Source organism: Serratia sp. CY40230, assembly GCF_052168835.1.
Taxonomy (GTDB): Bacteria; Pseudomonadota; Gammaproteobacteria; order Enterobacterales; family Enterobacteriaceae; genus Serratia; species Serratia nematodiphila.
In genome coordinates this window covers 416853-440495 of record NZ_JBJNLX010000005.1, presented here as the reverse complement: position 1 = coordinate 440495, position 23643 = coordinate 416853, and the positions used below count along the sequence as shown (strand labels likewise).

Below are 23643 nucleotides of genomic sequence, written 5' to 3'. Positions count from 1 at the left end.
CCGAAAATAAAAAATCCACGCCGAAGCGTGGATTTTTCCGTTTCCGGCAGCGGAGAGAAACGCTGCGGGGAAGGGGTTAGACGTTGAACAGGAAGTTCATCACGTCGCCGTCTTTGACGATGTAGTCTTTACCTTCGGAACGCATTTTGCCGGCTTCTTTGGCGCCTTGCTCACCCTTGTAGGTGATGAAGTCGTCAAAGGCGATGGTTTGCGCGCGGATAAAGCCTTTCTCGAAGTCGGTGTGGATCTTGCCGGCCGCCTGCGGGGCGGTGGCACCGACCGGGATGGTCCAGGCGCGCACTTCTTTCACGCCGGCGGTGAAGTAGGTTTGCAGGTTCAGCAGCTCGTAACCGGCGCGGATCACGCGGTTCAGGCCCGGCTCTTCCAGGCCCAGCTCGGCCATGAACTCGTCGCGCTCTTCGTCTTCCAGCTCGGCGATATCGGATTCCACAGCGGCGCACACGGCAACTACCACGGAGCCTTCGGCATCGGCGATTTTACGCACGGTGTCCAGGTACGGGTTGTTCTCGAAGCCGTCTTCGTTGACGTTGGCGATGTACATGGTCGGCTTCAGGGTCAGGAAGCTCAGGTATTTGATCGCCGCTTTGTCTTCCGCGGTCAGATCCAGCGCGCGCAGCATGCCGGCGTTTTCCAGGTGCGGCAGGCATTTCTCCAGCGCCGCCAGCTCGGCCTTGGCGTCTTTGTCGCCGCCTTTGGCTTTTTTCTGCACGCGGTGGATGGCGCGTTCGCAGGTGTCCAGGTCAGACAGCGCCAGCTCGGTGTTGATGACGTCGATATCTTCGGCCGGATCGACCTTGTTGTTGACGTGGATGATGTTGTCGTTCTCGAAGCAGCGCACCACGTGGCCGATGGCTTCGGTTTCGCGGATGTTGGTCAGGAACTGGTTGCCCAGGCCTTCACCTTTAGACGCGCCTTTCACCAGGCCGGCGATGTCGACGAATTCCATGGTGGTTGGCAGAATGCGCTGCGGCTTGACGATCTCGGCCAGCTTATCCAGACGCGGATCGGGCATCGGCACCACACCGGTGTTCGGTTCAATGGTGCAGAACGGGAAGTTGGCTGCTTCAATGCCCGCTTTGGTCAACGCGTTGAACAGGGTGGATTTGCCTACGTTAGGCAGGCCGACGATACCGCATTTGAATCCCATGTTGTAATCACCTTAAATATCTTAACTATCAGTTGGTTAGATTTAACCGACTGCATAAAGGGCAAAATAATGCCGCCATTATACACGTAATGGGCGTTTATCTCGATCAGACTTGCTTGGCCGGGGCGAACGCAGCGCGGACGGCCGGTTTTTATTTGAGATTTGGATCACATTTACCCATACTGGCCATTCCGATTAACCGACAGGAAACGCGCCGGATGTATTTCTTGCCTACGCCACCCTGAGCTGTGCCCGCCTGCAGTCTGCCGCCCCTTGCGGCTCCCCATACCCGCTACGCGGGGAGATGATGTCATCTGTCATAAGTGAATAATGTATGTTTAATCTGAGTAACGTCAGGATCGCGGACGTTAAAAATGAAGTCCTGGCGGGCTTTGTGGTGGCGGTTTCGATGATCCCCGAGGCGGTCGGCTTTTCGCTGGTCGCCGGTCTTTCGCCGATTGTCGGCTTGCATACCGCGTTTATTATCGGCCTGGTCACGGCGCTGTTCGGCGGCAAACCGGGCATGGTTTCCGGCGCCGCCGGCTCCATTGTGGTGGTGCTGATGAGCCTGGCGGCGCAGTACGGCATGGGTTACGTGCTGTGGGCCACGCTGTTTGCCGGGGCGATTCAAATCCTGATCGGCGCCTTCCGGCTGGGCAAGTTCATTCGTCTGGTGCCGCTGCCGGCGATCCACGGCTTCGTCAACGGCCTGGCGATCGTCATCATGCTGGCGCAACTGAAGATGATCGCCGGGCAGGGGCCGCTGATGTACGGCCTGGTGGCGCTGGCGATTGCGGTGGTGGTGCTGTTCCCGCGCCTGACCAAAGCCATTCCGTCTTCGCTGGCGGCGCTGCTGGTGGTCTCGGCGTTGGCGATCGGCCTCAACCTGCACACGCTGCGGGTGGGCGATCTGGCGGACATTTCCGGCGCGCTGCCGCACTTTAGTCTGCCGACGGCGCCGTTTACCCTGGAGATGGTGCGGGTGGTGCTGCCCTATGCGGTGGTGATCGCCCTGGTCGGTTTGATTGAATCGCTGCTGACCATGACGGTGCTGGATGAAATGGGCGGCAAGAAGGGCAACGGCAATCGCGAGAGTATCGCGCAGGGCGCCGGTAACGCGGTATGCGGCCTGTTCGGCTGCTTCGCCGGCTGCGCGATGATTGGCCAGTCGATCATCAACTTCACCTCGGGCGGGCGCGGGCGCATCTCCGGCACGGTGGGCGCTATCCTGCTGATTCTGTTCGTGGTCAGCCTGTCGCGCTATATCGGCCTGCTGCCGGTGGCGGCGCTGGCCGGGGTGATGCTGGTGGTGTGTTACAACACCTTCGAGTGGAGCTCGCTGCGCCGCTTGCGCCGCATGCCGAAAGCCGACGCGCTGGTAATGATCGTCGTCACGCTGATCACCATCTTTACCGATCTGGCGGTGGCGGTGATCAGCGGGGTGATTATCTCGGCGCTGGTGTTCGCCTGGCAGCAGGCGCGCATCCGCGTGCGCCAGCGGCAGGTGACGGGCGACGTGGCGGTGTATCAACTGGATGGCCCGCTGTTCTTCGGCTCCGCCGCGGCTTTCGCCGAGCTGTTCGATCCGCAGAACGATCCGCAGAGCGTGGTGCTGGATTTTGCCGGCACCCGGGTGATGGATTCCAGCGGCGTGGAGGCGATCGATAAGCTGACGGCGCGTTATCTGGCGGCGGGGAAAAGCATTCGTCTGCGCCACCTGAGCGCTGACTGTGTGCGCCTGCTCAAGCGCGCCGGGCCGTTCTGCAGCCATGAGCTGGACGATCCGCAGTATTACGTGGCGGAAGAGGGCTTCACCGCCGATGAGAGCCGGGTGGGCGAGGAAACCTTCAACCCGCGCGGCTAAAAGCAGGCAGCGGGCAGGGCGCCCGCTGCGGCAAGGATCAGGCCTGCGCCTTGAAGCTGTGCAGGCGCTGAACGGTTTTTTCCAGCCCGTCCTTCATCAGCATTTCGGTGCAGCGCAGCGACTCGTCGATCGCTTCGTCAATCATCTTCTGTTCGCTGGCCGGCGGTTTGCCGAGCACGAAGCCCACCACCTTGTTCTTGTCGCCCGGATGGCCGATACCGATGCGCAGGCGATAGAAGTTCGGGTTGTTGCCGAACTTGTTTTGGATGTCTTTCAGGCCGTTGTGGCCACCGTTGCCGCCGCCGAGCTTGATTTTGGCCACGCCGGGCGGCAGATCCAGCTCGTCGTGCGCCACCAGGATCTCGTTGGGTTCGATGCGGTAGAAGTTGGCCATCGCCAGCACCGCTTTGCCGCTCAGGTTCATGAAGGTGGTCGGCACCAGCAGGCGCACGTCGTTGCCCGCCAGGTTCAAACGGGCGGTGTAGCCGAAGAACTTGCTCTCTTCTTTTAACTGCTGATTGTGGCGCTGGGCCAGCAGATCGACGTACCAGGCGCCGGCGTTGTGGCGTGTCTGGGCGTATTCCGCGCCCGGGTTGGCCAGGCCGACTATCAATTTAATACTGCTCACTGGGAGATTCGCTATGATCAGGGTAATGGAAAGGGCCTTAGTCTACCTGTCGGGGCGATGAATGACAAAACCCGCTCTCTGCCGTCACCCTGGGTAAGAAAGACGAATGATTCATTAGCTGAATAATTCAATTTGTCCGCTAATTTTCAGCGCTGTGTTAAGAAGTGTCAATAATTCTTTACCATTTGTGATCGCCTCCGCAATCCCCTTGCCGCAACAGGGACTATACTTAACTTATCAAAGTGGGTTAACAAGTTGCAGCGTTATCCCGGTTGGCACATGGCAATCATGGAGGTGGCATATGAAACGTAGAAGCGCGGACAGAGTGGGCAACTTTTTTATGGGGCTGGGGCTGGTCGTGATGATCGGCGGTGTCGGATACTCAATTATTGCTGAAGTATCCCAGTTCAATCTGCCGCAATTTTTCGCCCACGGTGCCATCATGAGCATCTTTGTCGGCGCGCTGTTGTGGCTGGTGGGCGCGCGTATCGGCGGCCGCGAACAGGTGGCGGATCGCTACTGGTGGGTAAAACACTTTGATAAACGGTGCCGCAACGATCAACATCGTTCGTCGCATTGATTAAAAAAGCAGAAGGGAAGCAAGAGCGGGGCAAGGGAACATCTGCCGTGCATTAAGGTTTGAGGTCATGTCGGACTACAAGTAGAAAACCCGTTGTTGCTCGCGCACCAACGGGTTTTTCTTTTTCTGCTGTCGGGCGCGCTATCTTTCCGGCGCAGTGGGCGCCGCACCGGAAAGACGACGAATTAATGCTCGAACATCGCAGAGATCGACTCTTCGTTGCTGATGCGGCGGATGGCTTCAGCCAGCATGCCGGACAGGGTCAGAGTGCGAACGTTTTTCAGTGCCTTGATTTCCGGCGACAGCGGAATGGTGTCGCAGACGATCACTTCATCAATCACCGAGTTCTTGATGTTGTCCACGGCGTTGCCGGAGAAGATCGGGTGCGTCGCGTAGGCGAATACGCGCTTGGCACCGCGTTCTTTCAACGCTTCAGCCGCTTTACACAAGGTGCCGCCGGTGTCGATCATGTCGTCGACCAGCACGCAGTCGCGGCCTGCCACGTCACCGATGATGTGCATCACCTGAGAAACGTTCGCGCGCGGGCGGCGTTTGTCGATGATGGCCATGTCGGTGTCGTTCAGCAGTTTGGCGATAGCGCGGGCGCGCACGACGCCGCCGATGTCCGGGGAAACCACGATCGGGTTTTCCAGGTTCTGCTGCAGCATGTCTTCCAGCAGGATCGGGCTGCCGAACACGTTGTCTACCGGTACGTCGAAGAAGCCTTGAATCTGCTCAGCATGCAGATCCACCGTCAGAACGCGGTCAACCCCTACGCTGGAGAGGAAATCGGCAACCACCTTGGCGGTGATTGGCACACGCGCGGAACGCACGCGGCGATCCTGGCGGGCATAGCCGAAGTAAGGGATAACGGCGGTAATACGACCTGCGGAGGCGCGACGCAGGGCGTCGACCATCACAACCAGTTCCATCAGGTTGTCGTTGGTCGGGGCACAGGTGGACTGGATGATGAAAATATCACCGCCGCGTACATTTTCGTTGATTTGCACGCTCACTTCGCCGTCGCTAAAACGACCTACAGCGGCGTCACCAAGGCTGGTGTACAAACGGTTGGCAATACGTTGTGCTAGTTCCGGGGTGGCGTTACCAGCAAAAAGCTTCATATCAGGCACGAGAAGAACCTCAGGCTTGCGTCCAGAGAAGATATTGTCATACGACATCGCCAAGGGGCAGTCGGCGAGGCCGGCGCAATATACATACGGGTATGTAAAACTAAAATTGAGACCGCAGGCAGCGCAGGGATAACAGGGCCAGGTGTGCATGACCCTGCGCAGCGAAACGTTGAGCTACGACTCAAACCGCCCGGAACGAATGCGATGTAGTGGGGAGACGTTAACGCCGCGCGCTACAAAACCACACAACCACTCCGGGGCTTGATTTAACACCTGACGGGCGGCGATTTCTGTGTCGAATTCAGCAAACACACAAGCACCTGTGCCAGTCAGGCGTGACGGGGCGTATTCTAACAGCCATGAAAGAAGCTGTTCAACCTCGCGAAAACGTTTTCTTGCGATCGGTTCGCAATCATTTGCGTACGGCGCCTGCAACAGCTCACTTAAGGAGCGAACCGGGGTGTCTCTTTTCAATTCGGGGTCGCCGAAGATAAGCGGCGTCGGGATGCCGACGCCAGGATGCGCCACCAGATACCATTTTTCCTGCGGCTCGGCCGGCTGCAGGCGCTCGCCGATGCCTTCGGCGAAGGCGGCGTGGCCGCGCACGAACACCGGCACGTCGGCGCCAAGGCTGAGCCCCAGCTCTGCCAGTTGGCCGTCGTCAAGGCCGCAGCGCCACAGTTCGTTGAGCGCCACCAGCACGGTGGCGGCGTTGGAGGAGCCGCCGCCCAAACCGCCGCCCATCGGCAGGCGCTTATCGATGCTGATGTCGGCGCCGCGCGCTGCGGTCTGCAGACCCTGTTCATCACAATAGCGCTGCAGCAGGCGGGCGGCGCGCACGATCAGGTTCTGCTCGTCCGGCACGCCGTCGACCGGCGTCAGCAGGTGAATGCGATCGTCCTGGCGCGGGTCAATGGTCAGGGTGTCGCCGTAGTCCAAAAACTGGAACAGCGTCTGCAGCAGGTGATAGCCGTCTTCACGACGGCCGGTGATGTACAGAAACAGGTTGAGCTTTGCGGGGGAGGGCCACTGGCGGATCATTTGAGCGTCCAGTTATCCATTTTCAGCTTGATGCGTTGGTCGCCCTGCTGCAGCTCCAGACGGTTCGGCAGCGTCGGCTGCACCTCGGTGCTGTAGCTCTGGTAATCCACCTTCCAGGTTTGACCGCCTTGCTGGTAGGTCAGTTTGCTCAGGCGATATTGGTCATCCAGCGCAAAGTCGCTGGCTTCGCCCGGCAGGCCGACCATCCACTGGCGCAGGTTGTTCAGCGGGATCGCCATCCCGGTCAGCTTGCGGATCATCTCTTCCGGGTTGTCGCTGACGTAGCGTTTGCCCTGGTTGTCGGTCAGCTGCACCACGTTTTTCTGTACGTTGAGATCCATTTCCGTGCTGCCCAGCGGGTTAGTCAGCAGCAGGCGGTAGCGCTCCGGCGAAAACTGCTGCCAGAAGAAGCGGGCATAGACTTTTTTCTGATCAGACAAGTAGGCGAAGGAGCCGCGGGTCTGATAGGTGCTAAGCTGCTGCACCGCCTGCTCATGGGCGCGCCACTGCGGTGAGGTCGGGCTGGTGGCCGGGCCGGTTGGCTTGGTGGTGGTACAGGCGGCCAGCACCAGGCTGGCCAGCGGGATCAGACGGAGCAAACTAACTTTGCGTATTGGCATAACTTTTTCTTGTCCTTTTGTCCTTGCGGGCATGCGCGACGAAACCCGGATTCAGCGCTCACGCTAACGGGGCGGCGGCGGCGCGTCAATTTTTTGCTGCATCGCGTTGAATCTTGCCGCGTTTATCGGCGTAGTGCCAACGCGGCGCGCGTGTCGGGGTTGCCATTAAGCGTAACACAATCGCCTGAAGGCGGGGGAGGCGCTCCCGATAAGCGGTGCAGAGTTGCGCAAACGCCGCCGTTATGTGCGCCGAATAGCGTGCGCGTCTTCGCAAACTGCGCTAAAATTTAAACCATCAACCTACCCTTTGACTATTTATCCCGCTGTATTTATTACTTATTCATTAATTGATGTCGTCTATGACAGCGATTGAACGGAAGATGCGGTTGTTACTTTTATTGATCCCGCGCATCAAGTAGAATGCCGCTCAACGAGAACCCGTACCAACAGAAGTATTACTCGAAGCAATGACCCTGCTGGCGTTAGGTATAAATCACAAAACCGCTCCGGTTTCTCTGCGTGAAAGGGTGACCTTCTCGCCAGAGTCCATCGATGAGGCGCTGACCAGCTTGCTCCAACAACCGTTGGTGCAGGGTGGCGTCGTGTTGTCCACCTGCAACCGCACCGAGCTGTATCTCAGCGTGGAGCAACAGGAGCACATGCACGAGCAGCTGGTCGCCTGGCTGTGCGCCTACCACAACCTGCGTCCGGAAGAGGTGAAGAAAAGCCTCTACTGGCATCAAGGCAACGACGCGGTCAGCCATCTGATGCGGGTGGCCAGCGGGTTGGACTCGCTGGTGCTGGGTGAACCGCAGATCCTCGGCCAGGTGAAAAAGGCCTTCGCCGAGTCGCAACGCGGCCAGTCGCTGTCCGGCGAGCTGGAGCGCCTGTTCCAGAAATCCTTCTCCGTCGCCAAGCGCGTGCGCACCGAAACCGAAATCGGCGCCAGCGCAGTTTCCGTTGCTTTCGCCGCCTGTACGCTGGCGCGGCAGATTTTCGAATCGCTGGCCGATCTCAACGTCTTGCTGGTGGGCGCCGGTGAAACCATCGAGCTGGTGGCGCGCCACCTGCGCGAGCACAAAGTGCGGCATATGATCATCGCTAACCGCACCCGCGAGCGCGCGCAATTGCTGGCGGAGGAAGTCGGCGCGGAAGTGATCACCCTGCCGGAGATCGACGAACGCCTGGCGGACGCCGACATCATTATCAGTTCCACCGCCAGCCCGCTGCCGATCATCGGCAAGGGGATGGTGGAGCGGGCGCTGAAAGCGCGCCGCAACCAGCCGATGCTGCTGGTGGATATCGCCGTACCGCGCGATATCGAGCCGGAGGTCGGCAAACTGGCCAACGCTTATCTGTACAGCGTGGACGATCTGCACGCCATCATTCAAAGCAATCTGGCGCAGCGCAAAGCGGCGGCGGTGCAGGCGGAGTCGATCGTGCAGCAGGAAAGCACCAACTTTATGGCCTGGCTGCGTTCGCAGGGCGCGGTGGAAACCATCCGCGACTACCGCTCGCAGGCCGACCAGATCCGCGCAGAGATGGAGGCCAAAGCGCTGGCCGCCATCGCGCAGGGCGCTAACGTGGAGCAGGTTATTCACGAGCTGGCCCATAAACTGACCAACCGTCTTATTCATGCCCCTACCAAATCCCTCCAGCAGGCCGCCGGCGACGGTGACGTGGAGCGGTTGCAGTTATTACGCGACAGCCTTGGGCTGGATCAGCATTAGTTTTCTCTATTAACAGGGTTTATTACCACGCATGAAGCCTTCTATTGTTGCCAAACTGGAAGCGTTACAAGAGCGCCATGAAGAAGTGCAGGCGCTGCTCGGCGATGCCGGCGTTATCGCCGACCAAGACCGGTTCCGCGCGCTGTCGCGAGAATACGCGCAGCTGACCGACGTCAGCCGCTGCTTCCTGGAATGGCGTCAGGTGCAGGAGGATCTGGAGACGGCGGAAATGATGCTGGACGATCCGGAAATGCGCGAGATGGCGCAGGAAGAGCTGAAACAGGCGCGGGCGACCAGCGAAGCGCTGGAACAGCAGCTGCAGGTGTTGCTGCTGCCGAAAGATCCGGATGATGAGCGCAGCTGTTTCCTCGAAGTGCGCGCCGGCACCGGCGGCGATGAGGCGGCGATCTTCGCCGGCGATCTGTTCCGCATGTACAGCCGTTACGCCGAAGGCCGCCGCTGGCGCGTCGAGGTGATGAGCGCCAACGAAGGCGAACACGGCGGCTTCAAAGAAGTGATCGCCAAAGTTTCCGGCGACGGCGTGTACGGCCAGCTGAAGTTTGAATCCGGCGGCCACCGCGTGCAGCGCGTGCCGGAAACCGAATCCCAGGGGCGCATCCACACCTCCGCCTGCACCGTGGCGGTGATGCCGGAAGTGCCGGAGGCCGAGCTGCCGGACATCAACCCGGGCGATCTGAAAATCGACACCTTCCGCTCCTCCGGCGCCGGCGGTCAGCACGTTAACACCACCGATTCGGCGATCCGCATTACCCACCTGCCGACCGGCATCGTGGTGGAGTGCCAGGACGAACGTTCACAGCACAAAAACAAAGCCAAGGCGATGTCGGTGCTGGGCGCGCGCATTCGCGCCGCCGAGATGGCCAAGCGCCAGCAAGCCGAGGCGTCCACTCGCCGCAACCTGCTGGGCAGCGGCGATCGTTCCGACCGTAACCGCACCTACAACTTCCCGCAGGGGCGGGTGACCGACCACCGCATCAACCTGACGCTCTACCGTCTGGACGAGGTGATGGAAGGCAAACTGGACATGCTGATCCAGCCGATCGTGCAGGAGTATCAGGCCGATCAGCTGGCGGCGCTGTCCGCCGAGCAAGAGTGATGGATTATCAACACTGGCTGCAAGCCGCCGCCGCGCGTTTGACCCACAGCGACAGCGCCCGGCGCGACGCGGAAATCCTGTTGGGTTTCGTGACCGGCAAGGCCAGAACCTTCCTGATGGCGTTCGGGGAAACCCTGCTGACGCCGCCGCAGCAACAGCAGCTGGAGACGCTGCTGGCGCGCCGCGAATGCGGTGAGCCGGTGGCCTATCTGGTGGGCGAGCGCGAGTTTTGGTCGCTGCCGCTGTCGGTCTCGCCCGCGACGCTGATCCCGCGCCCGGATACCGAATGCCTGGTGGAACTGGCGCTGGCGCGCCTGCCGCCGCAACCCTGCCACTTCCTCGATCTCGGCACCGGCACCGGCGCCATCGCGCTGGCGCTGGCCAGCGAGCGCCCGGATTGTTCGGCTATCGGCGTCGATGTGCAGCCGGAGGCGGTTGCGCTGGCGCAGCACAATGCGCACAAGCTGAAGATCGACAACGTCCGATTTTTACAGGGCAGCTGGTTTGCGCCCGTCGCGGGGCAACGTTTCGCGCTGATCGCCAGCAATCCGCCCTATATCGACGCCGCCGATCCGCATTTGTCGCAGGGCGACGTGCGCTTCGAGCCGGGCAGCGCGCTGGTGGCCGCCGAGAACGGGCTGGCCGATCTGGCCGCCATCGTGTGCCAGGCGCCGCACTATCTGCAGCCGCAGGGCTGGCTGCTGTTGGAACATGGCTGGCAGCAGGGTGAGAGCGTGCGCGCGTTGCTGCAGGCCGCCGGATTTTCCGCTGTCGCCACCCACCGTGATTACGGCGACAACGACCGCGTGACACTCGGCCAATGGCCGGGATAAGCGCCCTCATAATAACGACGCCCGGGCCATTTAAGGGAGCATCATGACTGCATACACCGCGTTGAAACATTTCCATTTGCTGACGGTCGCCATCAGTATTACCTTGTTTGTGCTGCGTTTCTTTTGGCAGTGGCGCCGTTCGCCGATCATGGGCCGCCGCTGGGTCAAGATAGCGCCGCACCTGAATGACACGCTGCTGTTCGTCAGCGGCATCGCGCTGGTGGTGACGTTCGGGTTTTATCCACTGCTGGGTATGGACTCATGGCTGACCGAGAAGCTGTTTGGCGTTATTATCTATATCCTGCTTGGCTACGTCGCATTGGGCAAGAAGACCAAAAGTCAGCGGCTGCGAACCGTGGCGTTCGTGCTGGCGTTGGGCTGCCTGTACCTGATAATTAAACTTGCCACGACGAAAATACCGTTTCTGATGGGATACCTATGAGTAGCATTGCTGATTTTGAATTTAACACCTCGCCGCTGAGCGAAGGGGTGATCCTGGTGTCGCAGTCGGTGCGGCGCGATTTCCCGGCTGCCGACGTGGAGCGCAAGCTGCAACAGCTGGTGGACGAAGCGCGCGCGGTGGTGCCGACCGATATCACTCAGGAGCAGCAACTGGATGCGCTCATTGAACTGTTCTACAAGACCTGGGGATTCGGCGGCGCCAGCGGCGTGTACCGCCTGTCGGACGCCATCTGGCTGGACAAGGTGCTGGAGGGGCGGCAGGGCACGCCGGTTTCGCTCGGCACCATCTTCCTGCACATCGCCAACGCGCTGGATCTGCCGCTGCTGCCGGTGATTTTCCCCACTCAGCTGATCCTGCGCGCCGATTGGCTGGATGAAGAGCTGTGGCTGATCAACCCGCTGAACGGCGAAACCCTGAGCGAACACCAGCTGGAAGTGTGGATTAAGGGCAACCTGGGCTTGGGTGCCGAGCTGGAAGACGACGATCTCGACGAATCCGAGAACATCATGGTGGTGCGCAAGATGCTGGATACGCTGAAGGCCGCTCTGATGGAAGAAAAGCAGCTGGAAATGGCGCTGCGCACCAGTGAAACGGTGTTGTGCTTCGATCCGGAAGATCCGTACGAGATCCGCGACCGCGGGCTGATTTATGCCCAGCTGGAGTGCAACCATATCGCGATTTCCGATCTCAACTATTTTGTCGAGCAGTGTCCTGAAGATCCGGTCAGCGAGGTGATCAAAGTGCAGATCCATTCGATTGAACCGAAACAGGTGACGCTGCATTAATTCAATGACTCCGTGCAGTTTGCAAGGCGACGGTTACAACCTTAACAAAGGCGAAAGCATGAAACAGAAAGTGGTTAGCATTGGCGACATCGACGTAGCAAACGATCTGCCGTTTGTGCTGTTTGGCGGTATGAACGTGCTGGAATCGCGCGACCTGGCGATGAGCATCTGCGAGCACTACGTCACCGTGACGCAAAAACTGGGCATTCCTTATGTATTCAAAGCCTCTTTCGACAAGGCCAACCGTTCTTCTATTCACTCGTACCGCGGTCCGGGCCTGGAAGAAGGGATGAAGATCTTCGAAGAGCTGAAAAAAACCTTCGGCGTGAAAATCATCACCGACGTGCACGAAGCGGCACAGGCGCAGCCGGTTTCTGAAGTGGTTGACGTGATCCAGCTGCCGGCCTTCCTGGCGCGTCAGACCGATCTGGTGGAAGCGATGGCGAAAACCGGCGCGGTGATCAACGTCAAGAAGCCGCAGTTCGTCAGCCCGGGGCAGATGGGCAACATCGTCGACAAGTTCAAAGAGGGCGGCAACGACCAGGTGATCCTGTGCGATCGCGGCAGCAACTTTGGCTATGACAACCTGGTGGTCGACATGCTGGGCATCAACGTGATGAAGAACGTGACCGGTGGCCATCCGGTGATCTTCGACGTGACCCATGCGCTGCAGACCCGCGATCCGTTCGGCGCCGCGTCCGGCGGCCGTCGTGCCCAGGTGGCCGAGCTGGCGCGCGCCGGTATGGCGGTTGGCCTGGCAGGGCTGTTCCTCGAAGCGCACCCGGATCCGAACAACGCCAAGTGCGACGGGCCGTCCGCGCTGCCGTTGGACAAGCTGGAACCGTTCCTGGTGCAGATGAAAGCCATCGACGACCTGGTGAAGAGCTTCCCGGAGCTGGATACCAGCAACTAAGCGCTCATCGCCAAAAAAAAAGCCCGACGCGTCGGGCTTTTTTACGTTTAGGCGCCGGTGGCCGCCAGCGCTTCCGGCAGCGTCGGGTAGAACTGCAAGCGGCCCTCGATCGGCTGCACCCGCGCGCGCGCCAGGGTTTTCAGCGGCTGGAACGGCACGTCGGTGATCACCAGCTTTTTATCCGCCGGCAGCACGTCGATAAAGCGCCGCAGGGCGTTCAGGCCGCCGGCGTCGAGCACCGGCACCGCATCCCACTGCAGCACGATCGTCCGGTAGCCCTCGCTGCGTGCCAACAGTTCGCTAAAGATACGCTCGGCGGCGGCGAAGAACAGCGGGCCATTCACTCGCAGCACCAGGCGGCCATCGTCGGCGCTCAGCTCGCTCAGCCGCGTCATGCGGGCGATGCGACGCATAAACAGCAGCGACGCCAACACGATGCCCACGGTAATGGCGATCACCATGTCGAACAGCACCGTCAGCGACATGCACAGCAGCAGCACCAGAATGTCGTCCTTCGGCGCCCGGCGCAGCAGGTAAATCACTTTGTGCGCCTCGCTCATGTTCCAGGCTACCATCAACAGCAGCGCCGCCATCGCCGCCAGCGGCAGATAAGAGAGCCACGGCGCCAGAACCAGCAGCGCCAACAGCACCAGCAGTGCGTGGATGATGGCGGACACCGGCGAGGTGGCGCCGGCGCGCACGTTGGCGGCCGATCGGGCAATCGCGGCGGTCGCGGTGATGCCGCCGAAGAACGGCGCGATGATGTTGCCCGCACCCTGGCCGATTAATTCGCTGTTCGAGTTATGTTTCTTGCCGGTCATGCCGTCGAGCACCACCGCGCACAGCAGCGACTCAATCGCGCCGAGCATTGCCATTGAAAATGCCGCCGGTAGCAGCGCGGAAACGGTTTGCCAACTCAGGGTGAACGGTTGCCCGCCGCCGCCCGGCAGATCCCAGGGCAGCAGCAGCTGCGGCAGGATCGGCGGGATGCCCTGGCCGCTGCTGCCGTCGGCCAGCAGGTAGCTGAAACGGGAGCCGATGGTCGCCACCGGGTGGTCAAACAGCGTCAGCAGCCCCATCAGCGCGGTGCCCGCCAGCAGCGCCGGCAGGTGGCCGGGCACCCGCAGGCCGAGCTTGGGCCAGAAGATCAAAATCAGCAGCGTCACGGCGCCGATCAGGGTATCGCCGAAATCCAACGTCGGCAGCGCCTGCAGCAGGGCATACAGCTTGCCGACGTAATTTTCCGGCGTGTGCGTCAGCTGCAGGCCGAAGAAGTCCTTGATCTGCATGGTGGCGATGGTGATGGCGATGCCGGAGGTAAAGCCGAGCGTCACCGGCAGCGGAATGTACTCGATCAGCCTGCCAAAGCGCGCGAGCCCCATCAACAGCAGAAATACCCCGGAGATCAGCGTGGCGACCAGCAGGCCGGCCAGGCCGAACTGCTGCGAGACCGGATAGAGGATCACCACGAAGGCGGCGGTGGGGCCGGAGACGCTGTAGCGCGAACCGCCGCTGACGGCGATGACGATGCCGGCGATGGCGGCGGTATACAGACCATACTGCGGCGGCACGCCGCTGGCGATCGCCAGCGCCATCGCCAGAGGAATGGCGATAATACCGACCGTCACCCCGGCGATAGCGTCTTTCAGCAACCGCGCCAGGTTATAAGGTTCCCGCCAGCAGGCGTCTATCAGCGCGCTGAAGGGGCGAATTTTGTTTATTTCATGCGTTTTCATCTACGGTGCGTACCAAATCTTCAAAAGTGAAAGGAATGGCGGGCCCGATGAGGTCCGTCTTGTCACGTGACAGATACCATACGCCTTTTGTTCAGCGGATTACCAGACCTGCATCAATTTGGCGCAGGAAATCAGAGAGTCGCCCTTTTGTTCGGCGCTAAATTTCGATAATAGAGAAGTCAGCCGCAGATTCTGCGGCTGACAAGAAAGGTGACAGTCAAGGTTTTAACGGTTATTGCAGGGCGGGCAGGGATAAGCCGAGAAAATGGGCTAAAGTGCTCACCAGCAGCTGGTGATCTTCCTTCTGCGGCGCGCCGGAAATGCTGATGCTGCCGACGCAGCCGAGGCCGGTCAGGGTGAGCGGGAAGGCGCCGCCGTGCACCGAATAGTCACGCACGCTCAGCCCGTAACGCTCCTCCAGCGACGTTTGCCGCTGCTGCAGGCGCAGGCCGATGGCGTAAGAGCTTTTGTGAAAATGGTTCACCAGATTACGCTTGCGCCGCACCCAGTCGGCAATGTCCGGCGTTGCCCCCGGCATGGCGTAATAAAACAGCGTCTGCCCGGCCAGTTGGATCTCGATGGCGATGCTCAGGCCGCGCCGCTCGGCGGCGGTTTTCAGCGCCGCGCCCAGTTCCCAGGCGGTGGCGGCGTCAAAATGGGTAAAGGCCAGCGTCGCTTCCTGTTCGCTGAGCGCTTGCAGTTCATCGTCGATATTCATGCGGTTCTCCCCCGATAGCACAACGCACAGAGTAGCCTGAAGCGGGCGTCGTGAGATAGACGGCTTGGCGATAAGATAGAACTGCTACTCTATTAATAGACTGTGTAAAATGGCCACCGCCGAAGCGGAGACGACAGGGATGCGTTATTCAACGTCTGCACATTACCCCCTGGCGATCCCGAGGAGCGCGCTGACTATTTATGACTTACATTGCGTCCATTTCTACCCTTTACAGCGACGCCTGCATCACCTACGCCACGCTGTCGATAAGCTATTTCCTTCTCAGCAAGAATGCCCCTTTTTCTTATCAATCCGCACTGTGGAAGCGCGTTGTTTTCGGCCTGCTGGCCGGGGTGGCGGTGCTGTATTTGAGCCAGGATCGGCTGGAGCTGACCGATAAGGTGCATTACAGCTTTGCGATGATCCCGATGATATTGGTGACGTTCTTCGGCGGCGGCGTCAGCGGGCTGGTGAGTTTTCTGTTCGCCATGATGCTGACCGGCGGTTTCACCGTCGATAACCTGTTCATCGCCTCGATCGTCGCGCCGCTGCTGTTGTCGCGCGTGTGGCTGAAAAAATCCCACCAGACGTTTTACCTGACGATCGGCATCATCGCGCTGTATCGCATCGCGGTGGTGTGGCTGCTGGTGGACATGAGCGGGCTGTGGCCGGATGTGTTGCTGTACCAGGCGGTTTCCGCGCTCTGTCTGGCGATTTGCTATCATGCGCTGAATTTCAAAGAGCGCCATATCTACGCCTATTTCGCGATGCGCGCGCGCGCCACCACCGACAGCCTGACCCACATCAACAACCGCGCCAGCGTCGATTATCAGCTGATGCTGCAGCGTGCCGAGCGCCGCCCGTGCGGGCTGATGATCCTCGATTTGGATAACTTCAAAAGCATCAACGATACCTACGGCCATCCGGCCGGTGACGTGCTGCTGGCCAGCGTCGGCCGGCTGCTGCAAAACAGCGTGCGCAATGAGGACTTCGTCGGGCGCTACGGTGGCGAGGAGTTTATGGTGATCACCGCCAGCTACGATCCGCAGGTCATCGGCGGGGTGGCGGAGCGCATTCGCAGCGCGGTTGAAAGCTCGACGTTCTTGCTGAATGCGCACGACGAAGCGCACATCACGCTGTCGATCGGCGTGTCGCTGTATCTGCCGGGCATGACGCTGGACAAGGCGATCGCCATGACCGACGAGGCCTTGTATGAGGCGAAGCGCAGCGGCAAAAACCGTGTGGTGACCAGCCGCGTGATGCAGCTGGCGCCGCTGGGCGCCGGATTCCCGCGCGAATAAGCCGCCCCCGCCGTCACGGCGGGGGCATTGGCTCAGACCGCCAGCGTGTGTTCGCGGAAGGCGTTCAGCAGCTCTTCGGTGAACGCCAGGCGTTTTTGGCGATCGGCCAGATCGAGCGTGAACTTCAGCTTGCTCGGGCCGTCCAGGCGGTAAACCTGCGGATTGCCCTGCAACAGGCCGATCAGATAACCCGGATCGACGCGGTTGTTGTCGCCGAACTCGATAAAGCCGCCGCGCTCGTTGCTCTCGATGCGTTTGATCCCCAGTTTCTGCGCGTGCAGGCGTAGCGCCGCGCACTGCAACAGATTGCGCGCCGCATCCGGCAGTTGACCGAAGCGGTCGATCAGCTCGACCTTCAGCTCGTCAAGCTCACCGTCGTTCTTCGCGCTGGCGATACGCTTATACAGCGACAGGCGGGTATTGACGTCGGGAATGAAATCTTCCGGCAGCAGCGCCGGCATGCGCAACTCTACCTCGGTCTGGTTGCTGGTGAGATCTTCCAGCGACGGTTCGCGGCCGTTTTTCAACGCGTCGACGGCGCTTTCCAGCAGCTCCATATAGAGCGAGAAGCCGACGGTGGTCATCTGGCCGCTCTGGTCTTCGCCCAGCAGTTCGCCGGCGCCGCGGATCTCCAGATCGTGAGTCGCCAGCGCGAAACCGGCACCGAGATCTTCCAGCGACGCGATGGCCTCGAGCCGTTTATGAGCGTCGGTGCCCATGGCTTTCGGGTTTGGCGTCAACAGATAGGCGTAAGCCTGATGGTGCGAACGCCCGACGCGGCCGCGCAGTTGGTGCAGCTGCGCCAGGCCGAAGCGATCGGCCCGCTCGATGATGATGGTGTTGGCGCTGGGGATATCGATGCCGGTTTCGATGATGGTCGTGCACACCAGCACGTTGAAGCGCTGGTGGTGGAAATCGTTCATCACCCGTTCCAGATCGCGTTCGCGCATCTGACCGTGACCGATGGCGATGCGCGCCTCCGGCACCAGCTCAGCCAGGCGTTGCGCCGCTTTCTCGATGTTTTCCACGTCGTTGTAGAGGTAGTAAACCTGGCCGCCGCGCAGCACTTCGCGCAGGATCGCCTCGCGCACCACCAGACTGTCGTATTCGCGCACGAAGGTCTTCACCGCCAGCCGGCGCGCCGGCGGAGTGGCGATGATCGACAGATCGCGCATGCCGCTCATCGCCATGTTCAGCGTACGCGGGATCGGCGTGGCGGTCAGCGTCAGGATATCGACGTCGGCGCGCATCGCTTTGATGCGTTCCTTGTGGCGCACGCCAAAGCGGTGTTCTTCATCGACGATCAGCAGCCCCAAATCCTTCCAGCGCAGATCGCTCTGCAGCAGTTTGTGCGTGCCGATGATGATGTCCACTTTGCCATCGGCCGCGTCGTCCAGCACCTGCTGCTGCTCTTTGGCGCTGCGGAAGCGCGACATCATCTCGATGCGGATCGGCCAGGTGGCGAAGCGATCGCGGAAGTTGTCGAAGTGCTGCTGCGCCAGCAGGGTGGTCGGCACCAGCACCGCCACCTGCTTGCCGTTTTCCACCGCCAGGAAGGCGGCGCGCATCGCCACTTCGGTTTTGCCGAAGCCGACGTCGCCGCACACCAGGCGGTCCATCGCCAGTGGCTGGCACATGTCGCTCAGCACCGCGTTTATCGCCTGTTCCTGGTCCGGCGTGGTTTCGAACGGGAAGGTCTGGCAGAACAGCTGGTACTGCTCGCGGTTATGCTTGAAGGCGAAACCGGCCTTGGCGGCGCGCTGGGCGTAGATATCCAGCAGCTCGGCCGCGACGTCGCGCACCCGTTCGGCCGCTTTTTGCCGCGCGCGCGTCCAGGCGTCGCCGCCCAGTTTGTGCAACGGAGCGTTTTCATCCGCGCCGCCGGCGTAGCGGCTGATCAGATGCAGCGAAGACACCGGTACGTACAGCTTGTCCTCACCGGCGTAGGAGAGGATCAGGTATTCAGCCTTGATGCCGCCGGCTTCCAGCGTGGTCAGGCCGACATAGCGGCCAACGCCGTGCTCCAGGTGCACCACCGGCTGGCCGGGATGCAGCTCCGCCAGGTTGCGGATCAGGGTATCGGTGTTGATGGTGCGCCGGTTGTCCTGCCGGCGGCGGCTGACGCGTTCGCCGAGCAGATCGCTTTCGCAGATCAGTGCACGCTGGCGCAGGCCGTCGAGGAAACCGTGTTCGGCGGCGCCGACCATCATGTAACGGCCCGCGGTTTCCGCCTGATCGAGACGCTGGATCAGCGCCGGCGCCAGCTTGATGCGGCCGAGCAGATCCTGCAGCGTTTCACGCCGCCCCTCGCTCTCGACGGAGAAAATCACGCTGCCGTCGAAGCCTTCGATAAAGCGCCGCAGATTATCCAGCGGGGATTTATGCTGCGCCTGCACCGCCAGATCGGGCAGGGCATGGTAATCCAGATTGGTATTGCCGGCCTTGGCCGGCAGCTCATCAGTTTTCAGCGCGATGCGAGGCCAGGCTTTCAGCTCGCCGAACAGCGCGTCAACGCGCAGCCACAGCGTATCCGGCGCCAGCAGCGGGCGCATCGGATCGACGCGGCGGCTTTCGTAACGCTGGTTGACGTCCTGCCAGAAGCGCTCGGCGGCGCCCTCCAGATCGCCGGTATTGACGATCAGCGTATTGGCCGGCAGGTAGCTGAACAGCGACGGCAGCGGCTGGCTGAAGAACAGCGGCTGCCAGTATTCGATACCGGCGGGCCAGGCGCTTTTGCTGACCTGCTGATAGATGTGCTCGGCGTCGCGACGCACCTCAAACTGCTCGCGCCACTGGCTGCGGAACAGCTCGATGGCGTTCTTGTCGGTGGGAAACTCATGGGCCGGCAACAGATTGATGGCCTCGACTTCGCTCAGCGTGCGCTGGGTATCGACGTCGAAGATGCGCAGGCTGTCGATTTCGTCATCGAAGAAGTCGATGCGGTAAGGCTCATCGCTGCCCATCGGATAAAGATCGAGCAATGCGCCGCGGGTGGCGAATTCGCCATGCTCCATCACCTGATCGACACTGCGGTAACCGGCCTGTTCCAGCTGCGCGCGCAGCTTATCGCGCGACAGGCGCTGGCCTTTCTTCATCACCAGCGCGTGGCCGTGCAGGAATTCGTGCGGGCAGACGCGCTGCATCAGGGTGTTGACCGGCAGAATGATCACGCCGCGCGCCATGGTCGGCAGGTGATACAGGCTCGACAAACGATCCGAGATGATTTCCTGATGCGGCGAGAAGCTGTCGTACGGCAGGGTTTCCCAGTCGGACAGTGTGGTCACCATCTGATCGGTGAACTGCTGGATCTCGTCGCGCAGCCGCAGGGCGTTTTGCATATCCGGCGCGATCAGCATCACCGGGCCAGGGTGGCGCTCGACGATCTCGGCGCACTCCACGGCGCAGGCCGCGCCGGTCAGTTGCCCCAGCTGGCGCAGATCGCCCGCGCGATCGGGCAGAGAATAACGAGGGGATGAAGAACGGTTACGGCTATCGGAAGTGCTCATTCAGGTATCTTTAATCAATGTGTTAGAGGGCGTCCCGGCACGGATAACCCAGCGCTTTTATGCTGTTTATAGTAGCCCAGCGGCCGGCAAACTGACACAGCAAAAAGCGCTGTCCATCGCTTTTTTGCCGGTTATTTAACCGGTTAACGCCGTCGATTTTTTGCAGCGACGGGTAAATCTTGCGCTAATCCGCCGCCACCGCTCTCGTCTGCGCCACGCAATAAAAGGCCGTCGGGTGTTCCCTAAACGAGGGAGAGCCTTTATTATCCATGATCACTTTGCTTAAGCCACGGCTATCAAACGGATTTCATGTATCAACCTGTCGCGTTATTCATTGGCCTGCGCTACATGCGCGGGCGAGCCTCAGACCGCTTCGGGCGGTTTGTTTCCTGGCTTTCCACCATCGGCATTACGCTGGGGGTGATGGCGTTGGTCACCGTGCTGTCGGTGATGAACGGATTCGAAAAGGATCTGGAAAACAACATTCTCGGCCTGATGCCGCAGGCGTTGGTCACCAGTCCGCAAGGATCGGTCAACCCGCAGCAGCTGCCGGCCTCCGAGGTGCAGAAGCTGCAGGGCGTCACGCGCGTCGCGCCGCTGACCACCGGTGACGTAGTGCTGCAAAGCGCCCGCAGCGTGGCGGTCGGGGTGATGCTCGGCGTCAATCCCGACGAGGCCGATCCGCTGACCCCGTATCTGGTCAACGTCAAGCAACAGCAGCTGCAGCCGGGCCAGTACAACATCATCATCGGCGAACAGCTGGCGGGGCAACTTGGCGTCAAGCGCGGCGATTCGCTGCGCGTGATGGTGCCGAGCGCCAGCCAGTTTACGCCAATGGGCCGCATTCCCAGCCAGCGCCTGTTCACTCTCATCGGCACCTTCCACGCCAACAGCGAGGTGGACGGCTATCAGCTGCTGGTCAACCAACAGGACGCTTCGCGCCTGATGCGTTACCCGGCCGGCAACATCACCGGCTGGCGCCTGTTCCTGCAACAGCCGCTGACGGTCGATACCCTCAGCCAACAGGCGCTGCCGGCGGGCACCGTCTGGAAAGACTGGCGCGATCGCAAGGGCGAGCTGTTCCAGGCGGTGCGCATGGAGAAGAACATGATGGGGCTGCTGCTCAGCCTGATCGTGGCGGTGGCGGCGTTTAACATCATCACCTCGCTCGGCCTGCTGGTGATGGAGAAGCAGGGCGAAGTCGCCATTCTGCAGACTCAGGGGCTGACCCGCCGCCAGATCATGTCGGTATTTATGGTGCAGGGCGCCAGCGCCGGCATCATCGGTTCGCTGCTCGGCACGCTGCTCGGCGTGCTGCTGGCTACCAATCTGAACAATCTGATGCCGATCCTCGGCGCCTTGATCGACGGCGCTTCGCTGCCGGTGGCGGTCGATCCGCTGCAGGTGACGATCATCGCCGTGGTGGCGATGGCGGTTTCTCTGTTGTCCACGCTCTATCCTTCATGGCGCGCTGCCGCCGTACAACCCGCTGAGGCTTTACGTTATGAGTAACCATCTTTTGCTGCAGTGTGACAACCTGTGCAAGACCTATCAGGAAGGCAATCTGCACACCGACGTGCTGCGCAACGTCAGCTTTGCCATGCAGCAGGGCGAGATGATGGCGATCGTCGGCAGCTCGGGTTCCGGCAAGAGCACCCTGTTGCACCTGCTGGGCGGGCTGGACTCGCCGACCTCCGGCGAGGTGATCTTCAAGGGCGAATCGCTGAACGCCATGTCTTCGGCGGCCAAGGCCGAGCTGCGCAACCGCCAGCTGGGCTTCATCTATCAGTTCCACCATCTGTTGCCGGACTTCACCGCACTGGAAAACGCCGCCATGCCGCTCTTGATCGGCGGCGCCAAGCCGGCGCAGGCGCAGGAGAAGGCGCGGGAGATGCTGGCGGCGGTCGGGCTGGAAAAACGCAGCAAGCACCGCCCGTCCGAGCTCTCCGGCGGCGAACGTCAGCGCGTGGCGATCGCGCGCGCGTTGGTCAACAACCCGGCGTTGGTGCTGGCGGACGAACCGACCGGTAACCTGGATAAACGCACCGCGGACAGCATCTTCGATCTGCTGGGTGAGTTGAACGTGCGCCAGGGCACCGCTTTCCTGGTGGTGACGCACGATCTGCAGCTGGCCAAGCGCCTGAGCCGCCAGCTGGAAATGGCCGACGGCCACCTGCAGGCGCAGCTGACCCTGATGGGGGCCGAGTAATGGCGGGAGCCTCACTGTCCTTCCTGACGGCCCTGCGTTTCAGCCGCGGCCGTAAACGCGGCGGCATGGTGTCGCTGATCTCGGTCATCTCCACCATCGGCATTGCGCTGGGGGTGGCGGTGCTGATCGTCGGGCTGAGCGCGATGAACGGCTTTGAGCGCGAGCTGAAGAACCGCATTCTGGCGGTGGTGCCGCACGGCGAGCTTGAGCCGGTCAATCAGCCGTTCAGCGGCTGGCCGTCGATTCTGCAGCGGGTGGAAAAGGTGCCGGGTATCTTGGCCGCCGCGCCGTACATTAACTTTACCGGCCTGATGGAAAACGGCGCGCAGCTGCGCGCGGTGGAAGTCAAAGGCGTGGATCCGCAGCAGGAGAGCCGGCTGAGCGCGCTGCCGCAGTATGTGCAGGGCGACGCCTGGGCCAACTTCAAGCCCGGCGAGCAGCAGGTGATCCTCGGCAAGGGCGTGGCCGACGCGCTGGGCGTCAAGCAGGGCGCCTATGTCACGGTGATGATCCCCAACAGCGACCCGGAGATGAAGCTGCTGCAGCCGAAGCGCATTCGCCTGCATGTGACCGGCATTTTGCAGCTCAGCGGCCAGCTCGATCACAGCCTGGCGCTGGTGCCGCTGGCCGACGCGCAGCAGTATCTCGACATGGGTGACAGCGTCACGGGTATCGCGCTCAAGATGAACGACGTGTTCGCCGCCAACAAACTGGTGCGCGACGCCGGCGAAGTGACCAATTCTTATATCTACATCAAAAGCTGGATCGGCAAGTACGGCTACATGTACCGCGACATCCAGATGATCCGCGCCATCATGTATCTGGCGATGGTGCTGGTGATCGGCGTGGCCTGCTTCAATATCGTCTCCACGCTGGTGATGGCGGTGAAAGACAAAAGCGCCGACATCGCCGTGCTGCGCACCCTGGGTGCTAAAGACGGCTTTATTCGCGCCATCTTCATCTGGTACGGGCTGTTGGCCGGGCTGCTGGGCAGCCTGAGCGGCGTGGTGATCGGGGTGATCGCCTCGCTGCAGCTGACCAACATCATCCGCGGCATCGAGAAACTGGTCGGTCATTCCTTCCTGTCGGGCGATATCTACTTCATCGACTTCCTGCCTTCCGAGCTGCACTGGCTGGACGTGCTGATCGTACTGGCGACCGCCATCGTGCTGAGCCTGTTGGCCAGTTGGTATCCGGCGAGGCGCGCCAGCCGCATCGATCCGGCGCGGGTGCTGAGCGGACAATAACACCGACGGGGAGGCAGCGATGCCGCCCCGTTTTTTTAGCCTGGGGATGGG

The 23643-nt window shown here is 61.1% G+C and carries 20 protein-coding genes; 12 read left to right on the top strand and 8 right to left on the bottom strand.

What is annotated here, in order from left to right:
• Window positions 1-76: 76 nt before the first annotated feature.
• Complete coding sequence (gene ychF, locus ACJ8IJ_RS19475) at window positions 77-1168, bottom strand: redox-regulated ATPase YchF (protein WP_004941048.1); 1092 nt, start codon at window positions 1166-1168, stop codon at window positions 77-79.
• 334 nt (window positions 1169-1502) lie between these two features.
• Here ychF and ACJ8IJ_RS19470 point away from each other — a divergent pair, with 334 nt between their 5' ends.
• Window positions 1503-3032 (top strand): SulP family inorganic anion transporter, encoded by a 1530-nt coding sequence (locus ACJ8IJ_RS19470; protein WP_004941051.1) that lies wholly within the window; start codon window positions 1503-1505, stop codon window positions 3030-3032.
• Between the two features lie 37 nt (window positions 3033-3069).
• Here the strand turns inward: ACJ8IJ_RS19470 and pth are convergent, their stop codons facing one another.
• Window positions 3070-3660: an aminoacyl-tRNA hydrolase gene (gene pth, locus ACJ8IJ_RS19465; RefSeq protein ID WP_004941053.1), complete on the bottom strand. Its 591-nt coding sequence runs from the start codon at window positions 3658-3660 to the stop codon at window positions 3070-3072.
• A 301-nt stretch (window positions 3661-3961) separates the two neighbouring features.
• On the opposite strand from pth, the gene ychH reads away from it, so the two are divergent.
• Window positions 3962-4240 (top strand): stress-induced protein YchH, encoded by a 279-nt coding sequence (ychH, locus tag ACJ8IJ_RS19460; protein WP_004941056.1) that lies wholly within the window; start codon window positions 3962-3964, stop codon window positions 4238-4240.
• A gap of 185 nt (window positions 4241-4425) precedes the next feature.
• Here the strand turns inward: ychH and prs are convergent, their stop codons facing one another.
• The 3 genes from prs to lolB all read right to left on the bottom strand — a co-directional run bounded on the left by prs (window position 4426) and on the right by lolB (window position 7034).
• A complete protein-coding gene (gene prs / locus ACJ8IJ_RS19455; RefSeq protein WP_004941061.1) occupies window positions 4426-5373 on the bottom strand; it encodes a ribose-phosphate diphosphokinase in 948 nt (315 codons plus the stop codon).
• 174 nt (window positions 5374-5547) lie between these two features.
• Window positions 5548-6414 carry a 4-(cytidine 5'-diphospho)-2-C-methyl-D-erythritol kinase gene (gene ispE, locus ACJ8IJ_RS19450; RefSeq protein WP_154870815.1) on the bottom strand — a complete coding sequence of 289 codons (867 nt, stop codon included), beginning with the start codon at window positions 6412-6414 and terminating at the stop codon, window positions 5548-5550.
• Entirely contained in the window at window positions 6411-7034 is a 624-nt protein-coding gene (gene lolB / locus ACJ8IJ_RS19445) for a lipoprotein insertase outer membrane protein LolB (protein ID WP_004941069.1), read from the bottom strand. Before lolB ends, ispE begins: the two co-directional genes overlap by 4 nt.
• A gap of 467 nt (window positions 7035-7501) precedes the next feature.
• On the opposite strand from lolB, the gene hemA reads away from it, so the two are divergent.
• The 6 genes from hemA to kdsA are packed head-to-tail and all read left to right on the top strand — an operon-like array spanning window position 7502 to window position 12875.
• Window positions 7502-8764, top strand: a complete 1263-nt coding sequence (hemA, locus tag ACJ8IJ_RS19440) for a glutamyl-tRNA reductase (protein ID WP_004941072.1) — start codon at window positions 7502-7504, stop codon at window positions 8762-8764.
• 31 nt (window positions 8765-8795) lie between these two features.
• Window positions 8796-9881, top strand: a complete 1086-nt coding sequence (gene prfA, locus ACJ8IJ_RS19435) for a peptide chain release factor 1 (protein ID WP_004941074.1) — start codon at window positions 8796-8798, stop codon at window positions 9879-9881.
• A complete protein-coding gene (prmC, locus tag ACJ8IJ_RS19430; RefSeq protein ID WP_131164328.1) occupies window positions 9881-10714 on the top strand; it encodes a peptide chain release factor N(5)-glutamine methyltransferase in 834 nt (277 codons plus the stop codon). The genes prfA and prmC overlap by 1 nt, the downstream gene beginning before the upstream one ends.
• A gap of 40 nt (window positions 10715-10754) precedes the next feature.
• Window positions 10755-11156, top strand: coding sequence for a SirB2 family protein (locus ACJ8IJ_RS19425; protein ID WP_171455054.1), 402 nt, complete (start codon window positions 10755-10757; stop codon window positions 11154-11156).
• Window positions 11153-11962: an invasion regulator SirB1 gene (sirB1, locus tag ACJ8IJ_RS19420; protein ID WP_004941083.1), complete on the top strand. Its 810-nt coding sequence runs from the start codon at window positions 11153-11155 to the stop codon at window positions 11960-11962. Before ACJ8IJ_RS19425 ends, sirB1 begins: the two co-directional genes overlap by 4 nt.
• A gap of 58 nt (window positions 11963-12020) precedes the next feature.
• Window positions 12021-12875, top strand: a complete 855-nt coding sequence (kdsA, locus tag ACJ8IJ_RS19415) for a 3-deoxy-8-phosphooctulonate synthase (protein ID WP_131164327.1) — start codon at window positions 12021-12023, stop codon at window positions 12873-12875.
• Between the two features lie 47 nt (window positions 12876-12922).
• On the opposite strand, the gene dauA is transcribed toward kdsA, so the two are convergent.
• Complete coding sequence (gene dauA, locus ACJ8IJ_RS19410) at window positions 12923-14611, bottom strand: C4-dicarboxylic acid transporter DauA (RefSeq protein WP_004941089.1); 1689 nt, start codon at window positions 14609-14611, stop codon at window positions 12923-12925.
• 232 nt (window positions 14612-14843) lie between these two features.
• Entirely contained in the window at window positions 14844-15329 is a 486-nt protein-coding gene (locus tag ACJ8IJ_RS19405) for a heme-degrading domain-containing protein (RefSeq protein ID WP_004941092.1), read from the bottom strand.
• 200 nt (window positions 15330-15529) lie between these two features.
• Between ACJ8IJ_RS19405 and ACJ8IJ_RS19400 the strand changes: the two genes are divergently transcribed.
• The gene (locus ACJ8IJ_RS19400) at window positions 15530-16630 is read left to right on the top strand and encodes a GGDEF domain-containing protein (protein ID WP_004941095.1); all 1101 of its coding nucleotides are present in this window, start codon (window positions 15530-15532) and stop codon (window positions 16628-16630) included.
• A gap of 32 nt (window positions 16631-16662) precedes the next feature.
• Here ACJ8IJ_RS19400 and mfd read toward each other — a convergent pair whose 3' ends face one another.
• On the bottom strand, window positions 16663-20136 hold the full coding sequence (mfd, locus tag ACJ8IJ_RS19395; RefSeq protein WP_131164326.1) for a transcription-repair coupling factor: 3474 nt from the start codon (window positions 20134-20136) through the stop codon (window positions 16663-16665).
• Between the two features lie 309 nt (window positions 20137-20445).
• Here mfd and lolC point away from each other — a divergent pair, with 309 nt between their 5' ends.
• Genes lolC through lolE form a run of 3 tightly spaced genes read left to right on the top strand, consistent with a single transcriptional unit; the run spans window position 20446 to window position 23592 of the window.
• Window positions 20446-21648 carry a lipoprotein-releasing ABC transporter permease subunit LolC gene (gene lolC, locus ACJ8IJ_RS19390; RefSeq protein WP_004941116.1) on the top strand — a complete coding sequence of 401 codons (1203 nt, stop codon included), beginning with the start codon at window positions 20446-20448 and terminating at the stop codon, window positions 21646-21648.
• Window positions 21641-22345, top strand: coding sequence for a lipoprotein-releasing ABC transporter ATP-binding protein LolD (gene lolD / locus ACJ8IJ_RS19385; RefSeq protein WP_004941120.1), 705 nt, complete (start codon window positions 21641-21643; stop codon window positions 22343-22345). The genes lolC and lolD overlap by 8 nt, the downstream gene beginning before the upstream one ends.
• Entirely contained in the window at window positions 22345-23592 is a 1248-nt protein-coding gene (gene lolE / locus ACJ8IJ_RS19380; protein WP_015377581.1) for a lipoprotein-releasing ABC transporter permease subunit LolE, read from the top strand. Before lolD ends, lolE begins: the two co-directional genes overlap by 1 nt.
• Window positions 23593-23643: the final 51 nt, after the last annotated feature.

Bases quoted from the DNA above. Each gene is read 5' to 3' on its own strand.
- ACJ8IJ_RS19400 (WP_004941095.1), top strand. From the start codon at position 15,530: ATGACTTACATTGCGTCCATTTCTACCCTTTACAGCGACGCCTGCATC.
- prfA (WP_004941074.1), top strand. From the start codon at position 8,796: ATGAAGCCTTCTATTGTTGCCAAACTGGAAGCGTTACAAGAGCGCCAT.
- sirB1 (WP_004941083.1), top strand. From the start codon at position 11,153: ATGAGTAGCATTGCTGATTTTGAATTTAACACCTCGCCGCTGAGCGAA.
- lolC (WP_004941116.1), top strand. From the start codon at position 20,446: ATGTATCAACCTGTCGCGTTATTCATTGGCCTGCGCTACATGCGCGGG.
- ychF (WP_004941048.1), bottom strand. From the start codon at position 1,168: ATGGGATTCAAATGCGGTATCGTCGGCCTGCCTAACGTAGGCAAATCC.
- lolD (WP_004941120.1), top strand. From the start codon at position 21,641: ATGAGTAACCATCTTTTGCTGCAGTGTGACAACCTGTGCAAGACCTAT.
- lolE (WP_015377581.1), top strand. From the start codon at position 22,345: ATGGCGGGAGCCTCACTGTCCTTCCTGACGGCCCTGCGTTTCAGCCGC.
- lolB (WP_004941069.1), bottom strand. From the start codon at position 7,034: ATGCCAATACGCAAAGTTAGTTTGCTCCGTCTGATCCCGCTGGCCAGC.
- kdsA (WP_131164327.1), top strand. From the start codon at position 12,021: ATGAAACAGAAAGTGGTTAGCATTGGCGACATCGACGTAGCAAACGAT.
- ispE (WP_154870815.1), bottom strand. From the start codon at position 6,414: ATGATCCGCCAGTGGCCCTCCCCCGCAAAGCTCAACCTGTTTCTGTAC.
- hemA (WP_004941072.1), top strand. From the start codon at position 7,502: ATGACCCTGCTGGCGTTAGGTATAAATCACAAAACCGCTCCGGTTTCT.
- ACJ8IJ_RS19470 (WP_004941051.1), top strand. From the start codon at position 1,503: ATGTTTAATCTGAGTAACGTCAGGATCGCGGACGTTAAAAATGAAGTC.
- mfd (WP_131164326.1), bottom strand. From the start codon at position 20,136: ATGAGCACTTCCGATAGCCGTAACCGTTCTTCATCCCCTCGTTATTCT.
- ychH (WP_004941056.1), top strand. From the start codon at position 3,962: ATGAAACGTAGAAGCGCGGACAGAGTGGGCAACTTTTTTATGGGGCTG.
- prmC (WP_131164328.1), top strand. From the start codon at position 9,881: ATGGATTATCAACACTGGCTGCAAGCCGCCGCCGCGCGTTTGACCCAC.
- dauA (WP_004941089.1), bottom strand. From the start codon at position 14,611: ATGAAAACGCATGAAATAAACAAAATTCGCCCCTTCAGCGCGCTGATA.
- ACJ8IJ_RS19405 (WP_004941092.1), bottom strand. From the start codon at position 15,329: ATGAATATCGACGATGAACTGCAAGCGCTCAGCGAACAGGAAGCGACG.